Raw genomic sequence first — 15,559 nt, 5'->3', positions numbered from 1 at the left:
GCAAGGCGGAGCTCAGGAGGTCAGCCAATCTGGCAAGGGTATCTTCCCGATCCCGATCCCGATTCCAGTTCCGAACAAGCCGAGGGTTGCGGTTCAAGCTTCTGCGATGCACGAGCAGCTGATTGACGGCGGCAACGGAGCGATGAATATCGGCCAACCCTTCCCAGGAGCCAATACCAACTCCGCAAGCGCCAACATGACAAACAGCGTTCTGAACAATCTCGGTAACGTCGGCGTCAACCAGGCCGCCGGCATGGCCAACCAGCAGAAGAACGACCTCGCACTGGCGGTGGCAGTAGGCCTTGACGCAGCCGTCGTCAGCAGCCGCGCTGGCGGCGCCCAAGTACAGACCGATGTCGGCATCGATCTGCAGACCAACTGGAACGGACCAAGCGAGGGAGGCAACGCGGTCGCGCTGCAAAACACCAGCAATATGACTGGCTCCGTCAACAGCAACTTGGGCAATATCGGCGCCAACCAGGCCGCCGGCATGGCCAACCAGCAGAAGAACGACCTCGCACTGGCGGTGGCAGTAGGCCTTGACGCAGCCGTCGTGAGCAGCCGCGCTGGCGGCGCCCAAGTACAGACCGATGTCGGCATCGATCTGCAGACCAACTCGAACGGACCAAGCGAGGGAGGCCACGCGGTCGCGCTGCAAAACACCAGCAATATGACTGGCTCCGTCAACAGCAACTTGGGCAATATCGGCGCCAACCAGGCCGCCGGCATCGGCAACCAGCAAGCAAACAGTCTGGCTGCTGCTGCGGCCGAATCGACACTGGTCACCGCGCACGCCGGCGGCTTCCAGGTCATCGACAATCCATCGATCGTGACCCTGTACCCGCTGATAAACAATGCCACCATGACGGCTTCGGTCAGGTCCAACGTGGGCAACATCGGCGTCAACCAGGCATCCGGCCTGTCGAACCAGCAGGTCAACAATCTGGCCATCTCGACCAACCAGTAAGCCAAACCGGACCTGCCAGGGCAACCTGGCAGGTTTTTCCGATGCGTATCAGTGTACTGTTACTGGCCTTGGCCAGCCTGCCCGCCTTGGCGTTCGACGGCATGGTACCGGCACAAACGGTACCGTTCGCCTTTTCCAAAAAGGTCACCTCGCTACGCGACGCGCGCTACGCGCATGTCGTCGAGCAGAAGACCGATTATTCGTGCGGGGCGGCAGCACTGGCCACCTTGCTGACCCACGCTTACAACCGGCCAGTCGACGAGCAGGCCATCATCTTGGGTATGTTCGAGACCGGCGACCGCGCACTGATTGCACAACAGGGCTTTTCGATGCTGGACATGAAACGCTATCTGGAAGCGCAAGGACTACGCGCCGGCGGCTTCGTGGTCGACATGGAAAAGCTCAGAACACTCAAGGTGCCCGCCATCGTGTTACTCAATGATAGCGGCTACAAGCATTTCGTAGTGCTGCGCCGCTTCAGCGACAGCGGTGCACTGGTCGCAGACCCGGCGCTGGGCAACCGTACCATTCCGGCACAGGATTTCCTGCGCCAATGGAACAAGGTACTCCTGGTCGCCGCCGGACCGGGTTACCGGCTGGACAATCCGCTGATGAAGCCAGGCTCGCTGGTCGCGGCACGTTTTGACCGGCTGCGCGCGCCACTACAATCGGAGCTCTTGGAATTCGGTTTTAAACACAGCGATTTTTTCTGAACGGAGGACACCATGCGTACTCCCTCACTTGCCGTGGTATTGCTGGTCGGTGCGATTGGCAGCGCGGCACATGCGGACAGCATTTTGGCGGTGGTCAGCGATGACGCGCTCGCCAACATGCGCGGCCGCTATCTCGACGCCGGCCAGATCACCTACTTCGGCATCCAGATGGTCAGTAGTTGGCGCAACGCCGACGGCAGCGTCTCCGGCAATGCAGCAGTCCTTTATGGTAGCCCGCAAGACCCGAAACTGACGGCCTACAACTACGCGGGCAAGCAAAATGAAGGCTCAGCGGAGCGCGTCCCCGACGGTCTCGCCAGCGCAGGCGGCGTGATACAGGTCAACCAGGTTGCCGGCAGCGGCAACCAGTCAGGCAACGCGACGACCATCACAGTCGGCCGCCCGGGGCAATTGAATCCAGCCACCCCCGGCGCAGGCTGGCAGAGCGTTCCGCTCGGACAAGGCGTCAGCGCCGATGGCGGGCGGTTACGGGTCGAAGTCGTGCATGGTACTGCCGGCTCGGCTTTGCAGCAGATCGGCAGCGGGCAACTGCTGCAGATCACCCGCATCAACGCCAACGGCGTCGCTGCAACCAACGCCCTTAATATCAAGCTGGAACTGGATCCTTCACGCATCTCCGCCTCCCAACTGGTGCAGGCGCAGCAGGCGCTGCTACGGGGACTGTAGGCAGTACCACCCAAAACCAAACGCCGCAGGCCTTAGCCTGCGGCGTTTTGCTTGGTACAAAAAAGTATCAAAAATTGTACGGGAAGCGTAAGGAGAACGCGTAATCGGCCGCATCCGGCGTCAGCCCGACCGCCAGATTGGGGATGACCGACAGGTTCTTGGACATCGCATAGGTCAAGCCCAGATTCAATGTCGCCGAGTTCGAGTCGCTACCCGGCACCTTCTCATCGTTGACCCGGGTCTTGGTACCAAACTGCTGTGCGTACGACATGCCGATGCTGAGCTTGTCATTAAGCGCGAACGCGAGCCCTGCACCCAATGAAATGCTGTCACCCAGCTTGATGTCGCTGCCGTTAAAGGTGCCCACAAAGTTGTGCGTATAGGACAAGCTGCCATAGAGTACGGCAGGGTCGACCGTCTTCACTGCACTCACGCCTAGCGTCGTACCCCATACCCCATTACCGGTCGGCAGGTAGGACGGGATGGTCAGGTTATTCTGGCCTTCGATCTTTTCACTCACCACATCGTATGGATGCTTGCCGGTTGGCGCGCGCGCGCGCAGGTTGAGCACCACGTCCGGCCGGGTCGCACTTTCCTGCTGCAGCTTGTAGGCAACACCGAAACTGGTGTCGCCAAGTTTGGGCGACGAAGTCTTCGAGGCCTCACCGACACAATCGCTGCTACAATTGGCAGCCGTCGTCCCGCTGAAAAAGTTCGAATAGCGGGCAACCAGCGGCAGGTTAACGTCAAACTGCCAGCGCGGCCACGGCGACCAGCGTGCGGCAAGGTCGAGCGTCAGGTTATCGCTCTTGATCCGATCGAGATTGAGCTTACCGAGGAAGATCGCGTCCAGTGCGTAAAAACCGTTGACCTTGAGCTCGCGAGTGTCGTAATGCGTGTAAGTCAAGCCGGTCTCGAACGAGAACTTTCCGCTCTGGATAAAGCCGGTCGCATCCTGATAGATGTCATCGACGCTTTTAGGCACTTCGCTGACCACCGGTAGTGGCGCTCGCGGCTGTTGCGGCGCCATGTCCGCCGCTGCCATTGTCGGCGCAGCGACCTGCCTCGGCACACCAACAGGGAGTACAGCAGCCGGCGGGCTGACTGCCTGGCCGACACTGGAAGCCGGTGCGACCGACGCCTTGACCGGCGGTGCGATTCGGGACTCAAGCTGGGACAGCCGCCGCTCAAGCAAGCTGTTCTGCTGACGCAGTCGTTCAAGCTCCTGCTGCAGCCTCGTCACGTCCGCCGGCGATGACCATGCCGCTGCCGGCAGCAGCAGGCTACACAGTAACAACGGCTTCAATGCAAAACCAGACTTCACCCTGGCTGCCATATTCACTCCTTTGCGAAAAACCATTACTGTCTGATTGCACCCATAAACTTCCGCCTTAAATAATCATAGTTCATAAATATCAAATTGTCACAGACTGCGAAGCAGGCAATCTGGCCAGCGTATCCTGCCGGTAAAAAGCGGACAAATGGGCATAGAGCGTGGGATAGTCGGCTTTTATCCAGTGCGGGGTTTCGAAAAAGCATTCCGACAACACCGCAAAGAATTCGGCCGGATGCTCCGCGGCATAAGGATCCAGCCATGAGTGTGCTCCGGCCGCAAGCTGGCGGCCAAATGCCTGATAAGCCGTCTGCCAGTCATGTGCCCACTGCGCCCTATCCATGCCTTTATGCAGAGGTGGACAACCATTGGCATCCCCATCCAGCATATCCAGCTTATGCGCCATTTCATGGATCACCACATTCCATCCATCCAGCAAGGGTGAATCCATCACATCCGGTAAAGACAGCAACAAAGGCCCGTCTTGTCTCGCCTGACCGATCAGCACCTGCTCGCCTTCATGCGCGAGGCCCATATCATCCAGCCAGGCATCGCGCGTCACAAAAGCAGCCGGATACAGAACCACCTCTTGCCAGCCCACCAACGCCGACTCGCCCAATGCCAGTACCGGCAGCACCGCCTGCAAAGCCAGCTCGGCCGCATCCTGATCCTCCAGACTCTCGCCATCGACACGCAGCAATGATTTGCTGTCGATAAAAAGCAGAGCAAGCTCGGCCAGGCGGGTGCAATCCTCCTCGGACAAACCCGCCAGCAACGGCAGGCCCGGCATCACATCACGCAAAAATTGCAATTTGCGCGCCCTGACATGATCAGCGCCAACATTTTTCCAAAACATGCGCCCTCCTGCTGAATTTGCCCTATACCGCTGTATTTTGCATCAAGTGCTCGCGTGAGACCCAAATAATAAAACCCGCACGCAAAGCGTGCGGGTTTTCAATGGCAAAGCGGAAAATCCGCCCCTGCGATCAGTTGCCGGACTTCAGACCGAACGACTCGGCTGTTTCACGTGCCACTTTGGACTCGTCTTCCAGCAGCGCCTTGATGGACAGGCGCACACGGCCGCGATCGTCCATTTCGATGGCTTTAACGCGTACCACCTGACCTTCTTTCAGATAGTCGGCCACATTCTTGATGCGCTCGTTGGCGATCTGGGAGATGTGAACCAGACCATCCTTGCCCGGCAGAATGGACACGATGGCACCGACGTTGTTGTCGAGGATCTTGACGACAGGACCTTCGTAAATCTTACCGACTTCGACTTCAACCGTGATTTCTTCGATGCGCTTCTTGGCAGCATCCGCACCCTCTTGCGTGACCGAAGCGATGGTGATGGTACCGTCGTCTTCGATATTGATTTCGCAACCGGTGTCCTTGGTAATGCCACGGATCGTCTCGCCACCCTTACCGATCACTTCACGGATTTTTTCCGGATTGATCTTCATGGTGAACAGACGTGGTGCAAACTCGGACAGAGTCTGAGGACCTTCAACCGCATCCTTCATTACGCCCAGGATGTGCATGCGGCCTTCTTTGGCCTGCGCCAGCGCAACCTGCATGATTTCCTTGGTAATGCCCTGGATCTTGATATCCATCTGCAAAGCGGTCACGCCTTCAGCGGTACCGGCCACTTTGAAATCCATATCGCCCAGATGATCTTCGTCACCCAGGATATCGGACAGCACGGCAAAGCGGTTGCCTTCCAGAATCAGACCCATGGCGATACCGGCCACGTGTGCTTTCAGTGGTACGCCTGCCGACAGCAGCGCAAGACAGCCACCGCAAACGGATGCCATGGACGAAGAACCGTTGGACTCGGTAATTTCAGAAACGACACGCATGGTGTAGCTGAATTCGTCAGCAGGCGGCAGCACGGCCAGCAGCGCGCGCTTGGCCAGACGGCCGTGACCGATTTCACGGCGCTTAGGCGGGCCCATACGGCCAGCTTCACCAGTGGAATACGGCGGGAAATTGTAATGCAGCATAAAGCGGTCGGTGTACTCACCGGCCAGCGCATCGATAATCTGCTCGTCGCGGCTGGTGCCCAGCGTTGCGGTTGCAATCGCCTGGGTTTCGCCACGGGTAAACAGCGCGGAGCCGTGGGTACGTGGCAACACGCCGGTACGTACCGAAATCGGACGCACGGTACGGGTGTCACGACCATCGATACGCGGCTCGCCTGCCAGAATCTGGCCGCGCACGATCTCACCTTCCATATGCTTGAAGATGCCCTTGATTTCATTGGCCTTCAGCGTGCTGGTTTCTTCTGTGATCAGTGCAGTCTTGACGGCATCCCATGCTTCGGCCAGTGCTTGCGAGCGCACTTGCTTCTGGCGGATGCGGAAGGCGGCAGCGATTTTTTCGCCCGCCACTTCGCGGATCTGTGCCAGCAGTTCGGCATCATGTGCCGGTGCTTCCCATGCCCACATTACCGGATTGACTTCATCAGCCAGTTCGTTAATGGCGGTGATGGCAGCCTGCATCTGCTCGTGACCGAATACCACGGCACCCAGCATCACGGCTTCGGACAATTCCTTGGCTTCGGACTCGACCATCAGTACGGCACGCTCGGTACCGGCAACGATCAGATCCAGCTCGGAAGTTACCAGTTCAGTCTTGGTCGGGTTCAGGATGTACTCGCCAGCAGCGTAGCCTACGCGCGCAGCGCCAACCGGGCCGGCAAACGGCAAGCCGGAAATGGCCAGCGCAGCCGAGGCGCCAATCATGGCAGGGATATCGGCATCAACTTCTGGGTTCAGGGACATCACGGTCGCAACAATCTGCACATCGTGATAGAAACCAGCCGGGAACAGCGGACGGATAGGACGGTCAATCAGGCGGCAAGTCAGAATTTCCTTTTCCGACTGCTTACCTTCGCGCTTGAAGAAACCGCCCGGGATTTTACCGGCGGCGTAAGTGCGCTCGAGATAATCAACGGTCAGCGGGAAAAAATCCTGACCCGGCTTAACGTTTTTGGAGCCGACAACAGAAACCAGTACCACGGTTTCGTCCATGGAGACCAGAACGGCACCCGAAGCCTGGCGTGCAATTTCGCCGGTTTCAATGGTGACGGTATGCTTGCCGTACTGGAAAGACTTGCTGATTTTATTGAACACTGGGAATCCCTTACTCTGGATGAGTTGGTGTAGCTTTTGATAACGGGAACCCCTAGCTATCAGCACTCGTTGAAATGCTGATAACTAGAGGCTCACCCCGCCATCTTCAATAATAAGTAATGACCAGTTGAAACGTGAAAAATCGCAGCCTGGGCTGCGACTTTTCATTTTACTGCACTTACTTGCGCAGACCCAGACGAGCGATCAGAGCGCGGTAGCTATCGTTGTTGGTGCGCTTGAGGTAGTCAAGCAGACGACGACGACGGCTCACCATCTTCAACAGGCCACGACGGCTGTGATGATCTTTGGTGTTGGTCTTGAAGTGCGAAGTCAGATCATTGATACGAGCGGTCAGCAGAGCAACCTGAACTTCGGAAGAACCGGTATCGCCTTCCTGATGTTGAAAGTCTTTAACGATTTCTGCTTTTTGCGCGGCGGTCATTGCCATGTGTAAAACTCCACAATACTAATTGAGGGCGATTGCCCGGCAAGCACGGCGAGCGCGAACCCATCCGTGCTTCACTTAAGCGGCAGCTTTCGCTACCACGAGCCGGCTTGGATGCAGGAAACCTTCTTCCCTTACCTCGGCCAGACCCAAAAATTCGCGCGTTGCCTCACGGTACACGCGAAAACGCGACATTATTACATGGTTTGCCTGTGACGGGACAGCCTGACCATGCATAAATCGCGCGAAATTCTCCTCGCCCAGCGCCACTTCCGGCAGGTGGGTCAGCAGAATATCCACCGGCAGCAGCAAACCTGTGCGCGCCTCGGCGGCAACGGCTTCTACCTGCTCGATGGTCAGCGCATCCTCCAGACGGAAGCCCGCCGTCTGCGTCCGGCGCAAACCGGTCAGGTGCGCGCCACAGCCCAGCGCTTCACCCATGTCCTGTGCAAGGGTGCGGATATACGTTCCCTTGCTGCACAACACATTGATCACGGCGGTATTGCCGGAGAAAGATTCCAGCTCAAGCTTGAAGATGGTGACCTTTCGCGCCGGCCGCTCTATTTCTATGCCCTGACGCGCATATTCATACAAAGGCTTGCCCTGATGCTTGAGTGCCGAATACATCGGCGGCACCTGCTCGATATCGCCGGTAAAGCGTGCGATCACGGCCTGCAACGCGTCCAGGCTAAAACTGACCGGCCGCTGCTGCACCACTTCGCCCTCGCTGTCTCCGGTCGTGGTGTTCACTCCGAAACATACGGTCGCGCGATAACCCTTGTCCGCATCCAGCAGGAACGAGGAAAACTTGGTGGCCTCGCCAAAACAGACCGGCAGCAACCCTGTCGCCAGCGGGTCAAGTACGCCAGTATGGCCGGCCTTGGCTGCGGTATACAGCCAGCGCACCTTTTGCAAGGCTCCATTACTGGAAAAACCCAAAGGCTTGTCGAGCAGCAGTACGCCATCGATATTCAGCTTGGGACGACGCACCTGAGCCATTACTCGTCCTCGCCCAGCTTGTCGCGGTTTTTGGCATCCACTTCGGACACATCCGAAATCAGGCGGCTCATATATACGCCACGTTCAATCGACTCGTCGTAGACGAAGTGCAATTGCGGCACGGTATAAACGCTCAGGCCGCGCCCCAACTCCTTGCGCAGAAAACCTGCCGAGTGTTCCAGCGCCTCTTGGGTGATTTCACGCTTGCCCTCACCCATCACGGTGTAAAAAATCTTGGCATGCGAGTAGTCACGCGTACATTCAACCGAAGTAATCGTGACCCAACCTACCCGCGGATCCTTGAGACCGGTACGAATCAGTTCTGCCAGATCACGCTGGATCTGGTCAGCCATACGGTCAGAGCGGGAAAATGCTTTTCTAGCCATCACGCTATCCTTTCTTATTCAGCAAAAAAGGCGAGTGCCACCGGCCTTAAGCCGGATAAGCACCCGCCCTGGTTCAACTCAGACTCAGAGGGAACGCGCCACTTCGACGATTTCGTATGCCTCGAGCTGGTCGCCCTCATGGATATCATTGAAGTTCTTCAGCATCAGGCCGCATTCGTAGCCCTGCTTCACTTCCTTCACATCATCCTTGAAGCGCTTGAGCGAATCCAGTTCGCCGGTATGCACGACTACATGGTTGCGGATCAGGCGAATCATGGCGGAACGCTTGATCAGACCATCGGTCACCATACAGCCGGCAATATTGCCAACCTTGGACACGGAAATCACCTGACGGATCTCGACCGTACCCAGGATCACTTCCTTCTTCTCCGGTGCCAGCATGCCCGACAGTGCTGCTTTCACTTCGTCTACCGCATCGTAAATGATGTTGTAGTAGCGAATATCCACGCCTTCGTTCTCGGCCAGCTTGCGTGCAGCCGCATCGGCACGGGTATTAAAGCCGATTACGATAGCCTTGGACGCAATGGCCAGGTTGATATCGGATTCGGTAATCCCGCCCACACCGGAGTGCAGGATATTGACGCGGACTTCGTCGGTCGACAGCTTCTGCAAGCTGCCTGCCAGTGCTTCGTACGAACCCTGAACATCTGCCTTGATAATAATGGACAGGTTCTGGATCTCGCCCTCTGCCATCTGGGCAAACATGTTTTCCAGCTTGGAAGCCTGCTGCTTGGCCAGACGCACATCGCGGTATTTACCGGCACGGAACAAGGCGATTTCACGCGCCTTCTTCTCGTCGGTCAGCACCATCGCATCTTCACCAGCCTGCGGCACGTCGGACAGACCCAGAATTTCAACCGGGATAGCCGGACCGGCAGAATCAACCGGTTTGCCGTTCTCGTCGATCATGGCGCGAACGCGGCCAAATGCCGTACCCGCCAGAACCACATCACCCTTCTTCAGGGTACCGGACTGAACCAGCAAGGTCGCAACCGGACCACGGCCCTTGTCCAGACGGGCTTCAACAATAATACCCTTGGCTGGCGCATTGACCGGTGCCTTGAGTTCCAGCACTTCGGCTTGCAGCAAAATGGCTTCCAGCAGGCCGTCGATGTTCTGACCCATCTTGGCAGACACTTCGACGAACTGGGTGTCGCCACCCCAATCTTCCGGCACGACTTCCTGAGCAACCAGTTCCTGACGGATACGCTCCGGGTTGGCACCCATTTTGTCGATCTTGTTGACCGCCACAACCATAGGCACGCCGGCAGCCTTGGCATGGTGAATCGCTTCAATCGTCTGCGGCATCACACCATCATCGGCAGCCACCACCAGCACCACAATATCGGTTGCCTTGGCACCACGGGCACGCATGGCGGTAAACGCCTCGTGACCCGGGGTATCGAGGAAGGTCACCATGCCGCGGTCGGTCTTAACGTGATAAGCGCCGATATGCTGGGTAATACCACCGGCCTCACCCGAAGCCACTTTGGCGCGACGAATATAGTCCAGCAGCGAAGTCTTACCGTGGTCAACGTGACCCATCACGGTCACAACCGGCGGACGCGAGATCTGCTCAACGGCAGCCGCACTTTCGTCTTTCTCCAGATACGCTTCCGGATCATCCGCCTGTGCTGCTTTAGCCGTATGCCCCATCTCGCCCACGATAATCATCGCGGTATCCTGATCTAGCACCTGGTTGATGGTGACCATCATGCCCATCTTCATCAGCACCTTGATCACCTCGGCAGCCTTAACGGCCATGCGGTGAGCAAGATCGGCAACGGTAATGGTTTCCGGCACCAGCACTTCATGGATGATAGGTTCGGTTGGCGCGCTAAAGGCATTCTGCCCGCTATGCTTGTTACGGCCACCACTCTTCTTGGACTTCCAGCCGCCGGTGGTATCGCCACCCTTGGTCTTCAGGCCACGACCACCTTTTTTCTTGTCATCCCAATCGCGATTGCCACCCTTGCCACCACCTGGTTTTTTATCAGGCGAGCGCGGACCGCTAGGCGCAGCAGCTGGCGCCGCAGGTGCGGCTACAGCTGGACGGGCACCAGCAGGAGCACCACCGGCACGCGCCGGCGAAGAAGATACAGACTGACGATTAGCCGACGGACGCGCCGAACGGACCGAATCACCGCCACGACGGTCTTCCGGCTTGGCAGGGGTAATGCCCGCACCGGAAGGCTTGGCAACCGGTTCGGCCTTAGGCTTGGGTGCTGGTGGCGGAGGTGGCGCATTCTTGGCCGCGATGGCAGCCTGGCGGCGCGCTTCACGCTCCTGCTTCTCGCGCAGCATGGCTTCCTGGCGTGCGCGCAGTTCGGAATGACGACGTGCCTCGGCTTCACGCGAAGCAATTTCTTCTGCCGACAGGATGGATTGCGGCGCAACCGGACGCGCAACAGGTGCGGGTGCAGCCGGCTTGGCTTCGGCCTTTTCCACCTTGGCTTCTACCTTCGGCTTGGCCGCTGGCTTGGGTTCAGCCACAGGCTTGGCAGGAGGCGCAACCGAAATCACCGGCGCAACAGGTGCAGCCTTGACTTCTACCGGCTTGACCTCGGCCTTAGCTTCGACCTTAGGTTCGGCTTTCACTTCGGCCGCAGACTTCACTTCGACTGCAGGTGCCGCTACGGGTGCCGCAACAGGCGCGGATTCTTCCGGACGGGCCACAACACGCTTCTTGCGTGTTTCGACCTTGACGGTACTGCCGTCTGCAGTGCGAATCTCACTAGTCTGCTTACGTGCCAAAGTGACATTTTTATCGTCAGCCGCACCATGTGCCTGCTTCAGATGAGCCAACAGACGACTCTTATCCTGTTCGGTCAAAGTATCACTGACAGCTTGCTTGGCCACACCGGAAGCACGCAACTGCTCAAGCAGGCGCTCCGGTGTCAGCTTAAGCTCAGCTGCAAATTCTTTTACATTAGTTAATGCCATTCGTCTTCCTACAATCTGTTAATTCTGCTTGATGCTTACTGGGCAAACCAGTGCTCACGCGCTTTCATGATCAGAGCGCGGGCAGGTTCGGCTTCCATACCGGTCAACTCGACGAGGTCGTCCACAGCCAGATCGGCCAGGTCGTCACGTGTCGTCACACCGTTTTCAGCCAGCTTGCGCACCAGTTCGGCATCAAGGCCTTCCAGATTGCGAAGCTCATCTTCCACACTCTCCACCTTTTCTTCGGTGGCAATCGCCTGCGTCAACAATGCATCACGTGCACGGCTACGCAAGTCATTGACGAATTCTTCGTCAAATCCGTCGATTTCCAACATTTCAGAAATCGGCACATACGCCACTTCTTCCAGCGAGGTAAAACCTTCCTTCACCAACACACCCGCCAGCTCATCACTCAGATCCAACTGGCTGATGAATACTTCGCGAAGCACATTGTCTTCGGCCTGGAGCTTCTCCTCGGCCTCCACCACGGTCATGATGTTGATGTTCCAGCCAGTCAGTTCTGCCGCCAGACGAACGTTCTGGCCGCTGCGGCCGATGGCGAACGCCAGCTGTTCTTCCTCAACCACAACATCCATCGCATGATTGTCTTCATCAATCATGATGCGGGTCACTTCCGCCGGCGACAGTGCATTGATCACGAATTGGGCCGGATCCGGTGCCCAAAGTACGATATCGACACGCTCACCCGCCAACTCCTGCGTCACAGCCTGGACACGGGAGCCACGCATACCGATGCATGTTCCTTGCGGATCAATGCGCGGATCGTTGGCCTTGACGGCAATCTTGGCGCGCATACCCGGGTCACGGGCAGCTTCCTTGATTTCCAGCAAGCCTTCTTCAATCTCCGGCACTTCCAGCTCAAACAGCTTGACCAGAAAATCGGCGCTGGTACGCGACAACACCAGTTGCGGACCACGGCCGGCGCGGTCAATACGCAACAGGAAGGCACGCACACGGTCACCAACCCGCAGGTTTTCCTTAGGGATCATCTGGTCTCGCGGCAGCACGGCCTCAAGCTTGCCGCATTCGACAATGGCATTGCCACGTTCGATGCGCTTGATGGTGCCCGATACCATATGCTCACGGCGCTGGAGGAAATCGGTCAGCAGTTGCTCGCGCTCTGCGTCACGGATTTTCTGCAAGATGACCTGCTTGGCAGTTTGCGCACCGATGCGACCGAACTCAACCGCTTCCATCGGCTCTTCAACCAGACTTCCCACCTCGGCACGCGGATCCTTTTCCCGCGCCATCGCCAAAGTCATCTCACGATCTTCAGATTCGAGAAGCTCGTCCTCGACCACCAGCCAGCAACGGAAAGTGCTGTACAGTCCGGTCTGGCGATCGATCTCGACACGCACTTCCATGTCGTCTTCAGCTGTGAACTTCTTTTTGGTTGCCGAAGCCAGCGCCTGCTCCAAAGCAGAAAATACCACATCCCGGCTAACGTTCTTTTCGCTAGCCAAGGCGTCAACCAGCAACAAAATCTCGCGACTCATTCATTCCTCCGGATACATTGTCCTTTTTGTGAGAGAAACGCCTGCCCTGAATCAGAACTCCGGCTCTATGCGAGCCTTGTCGATATTGGACAGTTCGATCTCCACAATCCGGCCTTCCACTTCAAGCTTGAGCACACCATCCTCAACACCCGACAGACGACCGGTAAATTTCTTTTGCTGCTCTACGGGCAGACGTGTGCGCAGCTTGGCAAGCTGTCCCGCGAAACGCACAAAATCGGCCTCCTTTTTCAGAGGACGATCTAGACCTGGGCTCGATACCTCGAGCCGGCTGTAATCGATATTCTCCACCATGAACAAACGGGTCATATGATTGCTGACCGACACACAGTCCTCAATCGTTACGCCACCTTCTTTGTCCATGAAAACACGCAAGCCACCACCCGGGGTCAGCTCAACATCAACCAACTCAAAACCCAGGCCCGGCAGGGTATTTTCCAACAGCAGACGTACATCCATTGCATTTTCCACAAATAAAAAATGGGCGAACCGCCCATCACTAAATATCGGTTAGTGTAACCCATTCAGCGCAAAAAGAAAACGCCAAGCCTGTATTGCATACCACACCACACAGGCATGACTGGCGACAATTTTGCACTAGCCATTCAGTTAAGGTAAATTGCAGAAAAAGAGCACCGGTGCGCGTATACCGGCCACCAAGAACACGATGGAGAAACAACAGGATATGGAAAAAGTCTGGTTCAAGAATTATCAGGCAGGCGTCGCTCACGAAATCGACATCAATACATTCAAGTCTATTGTCGAGGTCTTTGACGCCAGTGTAAGCAAATTCCGCGATCGTCCTGCCGTAGCCTGCATGGACAAGGTACTAAGTTACGGCGAACTGGACCAGCAGGTCAGTCACTTCGCCTCCTACCTGCAAAACACACTTAAGCTTGCCAAGGGCGACCGCGTCGCCCTGATGATGCCGAACCTGTTGCAGTACCCCGTTGCAGTTTTCGGCACTTTGCGCGCCGGCTGCACCGTCGTCAACGTCAATCCGCTCTACACCCCGCGCGAACTGGAACACCAGCTTAACGATTCCGGCGCCGAAACCATCGTTATTCTGGAAAACTTCGCCAACGTACTGGAAGACGTGATCCGCCGCACCAAAGTAAAAAACGTCATCATTGCCTCCATTGGCGATATGCTGGGCTTCCCCAAAGGCGCCATCGTCAACTTCGTCGTACGCAAAATCAAGAAGATGGTTCCTGCCTGGCATCTGCCTGGCCATATCCGCTTCAACGACGCACTAGACAAAGGCAGCAAACAAGCTTACCGCAAGGTCGATATCGGGCATGAAGACATCGCCTTCTTGCAGTACACCGGCGGCACCACCGGCGTATCCAAAGGCGCCATGCTGTTACACCGCAACATTGTCGCCAATATGTTGCAAGCCGGCGCATGGATCAAACCAGGCATACGCGAAGGCCAGGAAGTCATCGTCACCGCCTTGCCGCTCTACCACATCTTCTCGCTGACCGCCAACCTGATGGCCTTTACCGAAATCGGCGCGCTGAATGTCCTGATCAGCAACCCGCGCGACATCCCCGGTTTCGTCAAGGAACTGAAGAAGTACAAAATCACCGCCATTACCGGGGTGAATACACTGTTCAACGCCCTGCTGAACAATCCGGAATTCAAGACAATAGATTTCTCCAGCTGGCGCCTGTCGCTGGGCGGCGGCATGGCGGTGCAGCGCGCGGTTGCCGAGCGCTGGAAGCAAACGACCGGGGTCACCCTGGTAGAAGCCTACGGCCTGACCGAAACCAGTCCGGCCGCCTGCATGAACCCGCTGAACCTGAAAGACTATAACGGTACCATTGGTCTGCCCGTACCATCTACCGACATCCAGATCCGTGATATGGACGGCAAAGAAGTCGCCCAGGGCGAGGCTGGCGAGCTGTGCATCAAAGGTCCGCAAGTCATGAAAGGCTACTGGCAGCGTCCCGATGAAACAGCCAAGGTGATCGACAAGGATGGCTTCCTCGCCACCGGCGATATGGCCATCATCACCCCCGACGGCTTCGTCAAACTGGTAGACCGTAAAAAAGACATGATACTGGTGTCCGGCTTTAATGTTTACCCGAACGAAATTGAAGATGTGGTGGCGCTGCACCCTGGCGTATTGGAAGTTGCCTGCATCGGCATTCCCGATGAGCGCTCGGGCGAGGTCGTTAAAGTCTTCGTGGTACGCAAAGACCCGACACTGACTGCTGATGCCGTGCTTGAGCACTGCCGCCAGAATCTGACCGGCTACAAGGTGCCCAAGTCTGTCGAATTCCGCGACGAACTACCCAAGACTAACGTCGGAAAAATACTGCGCCGCGCCCTGCGCGATGAACAGACCGGCAAAACAGCCTAAACTGACACAAAGCCAAACCACCTCAAACCCC

At 57.1% G+C, this 15,559-nt stretch carries 12 protein-coding genes; 3 read left to right on the top strand and 9 right to left on the bottom strand.

All coding sequences use genetic code 11. From position 1 onward, the window contains the following. The first annotated feature begins 1,008 nt into the window (after nt 1–1,008). Nucleotides 1,009–1,680 (top strand): C39 family peptidase, encoded by a 672-nt coding sequence (locus GQF02_RS09025; protein ID WP_160796505.1) that lies wholly within the window; start codon nt 1,009–1,011, stop codon nt 1,678–1,680. Nucleotides 1,681–1,692: 12 nt separating this feature from the next. After that, nucleotides 1,693–2,367: a hypothetical protein gene (locus tag GQF02_RS09020; RefSeq protein ID WP_160796503.1), complete on the top strand. Its 675-nt coding sequence runs from the start codon at nt 1,693–1,695 to the stop codon at nt 2,365–2,367. A 67-nt stretch (nt 2,368–2,434) separates the two neighbouring features. On the opposite strand, the gene GQF02_RS09015 is transcribed toward GQF02_RS09020, so the two are convergent. The 9 genes from GQF02_RS09015 to rimP all read right to left on the bottom strand — a co-directional run bounded on the left by GQF02_RS09015 (nt 2,435) and on the right by rimP (nt 13,622). Further along, a complete protein-coding gene (locus tag GQF02_RS09015) occupies nt 2,435–3,703 on the bottom strand; it encodes a transporter (RefSeq protein ID WP_160796501.1) in 1,269 nt (422 codons plus the stop codon). A 79-nt stretch (nt 3,704–3,782) separates the two neighbouring features. After that, a complete protein-coding gene (locus GQF02_RS09010; RefSeq protein ID WP_235930129.1) occupies nt 3,783–4,556 on the bottom strand; it encodes a M90 family metallopeptidase in 774 nt (257 codons plus the stop codon). Nucleotides 4,557–4,686: 130 nt separating this feature from the next. Next, entirely contained in the window at nt 4,687–6,834 is a 2,148-nt protein-coding gene (gene pnp, locus GQF02_RS09005; protein ID WP_124734565.1) for a polyribonucleotide nucleotidyltransferase, read from the bottom strand. Between the two features lie 178 nt (nt 6,835–7,012). Further along, nucleotides 7,013–7,282, bottom strand: a complete 270-nt coding sequence (gene rpsO, locus GQF02_RS09000; RefSeq protein ID WP_124734566.1) for a 30S ribosomal protein S15 — start codon at nt 7,280–7,282, stop codon at nt 7,013–7,015. A gap of 75 nt (nt 7,283–7,357) precedes the next feature. Beyond that, nucleotides 7,358–8,278: a tRNA pseudouridine(55) synthase TruB gene (gene truB, locus GQF02_RS08995; RefSeq protein ID WP_124734567.1), complete on the bottom strand. Its 921-nt coding sequence runs from the start codon at nt 8,276–8,278 to the stop codon at nt 7,358–7,360. Then, complete coding sequence (gene rbfA / locus GQF02_RS08990) at nt 8,278–8,664, bottom strand: 30S ribosome-binding factor RbfA (protein ID WP_124734568.1); 387 nt, start codon at nt 8,662–8,664, stop codon at nt 8,278–8,280. Before rbfA ends, truB begins: the two co-directional genes overlap by 1 nt. 84 nt (nt 8,665–8,748) lie before the next feature. Then, complete coding sequence (gene infB, locus GQF02_RS08985; RefSeq protein WP_160796499.1) at nt 8,749–11,628, bottom strand: translation initiation factor IF-2; 2,880 nt, start codon at nt 11,626–11,628, stop codon at nt 8,749–8,751. Nucleotides 11,629–11,663: 35 nt separating this feature from the next. After that, a complete protein-coding gene (nusA, locus tag GQF02_RS08980; protein ID WP_124734570.1) occupies nt 11,664–13,145 on the bottom strand; it encodes a transcription termination factor NusA in 1,482 nt (493 codons plus the stop codon). A 51-nt stretch (nt 13,146–13,196) separates the two neighbouring features. Then, complete coding sequence (gene rimP / locus GQF02_RS08975) at nt 13,197–13,622, bottom strand: ribosome maturation factor RimP (protein WP_124734571.1); 426 nt, start codon at nt 13,620–13,622, stop codon at nt 13,197–13,199. A gap of 226 nt (nt 13,623–13,848) precedes the next feature. Here rimP and fadD point away from each other — a divergent pair, with 226 nt between their 5' ends. Then, on the top strand, nt 13,849–15,528 hold the full coding sequence (gene fadD, locus GQF02_RS08970) for a long-chain-fatty-acid--CoA ligase FadD (RefSeq protein ID WP_160796673.1): 1,680 nt from the start codon (nt 13,849–13,851) through the stop codon (nt 15,526–15,528). Nucleotides 15,529–15,559 lie beyond the last annotated feature (31 nt).

The organism is Craterilacuibacter sinensis, assembly GCF_009831765.1.
Lineage (GTDB): Bacteria > Pseudomonadota > Gammaproteobacteria > Burkholderiales > Chromobacteriaceae > Craterilacuibacter > Craterilacuibacter sinensis.
The sequence above is the reverse complement of the archived record's forward strand: the minus strand, read 5'-3'. Positions and strand labels throughout refer to the sequence as shown.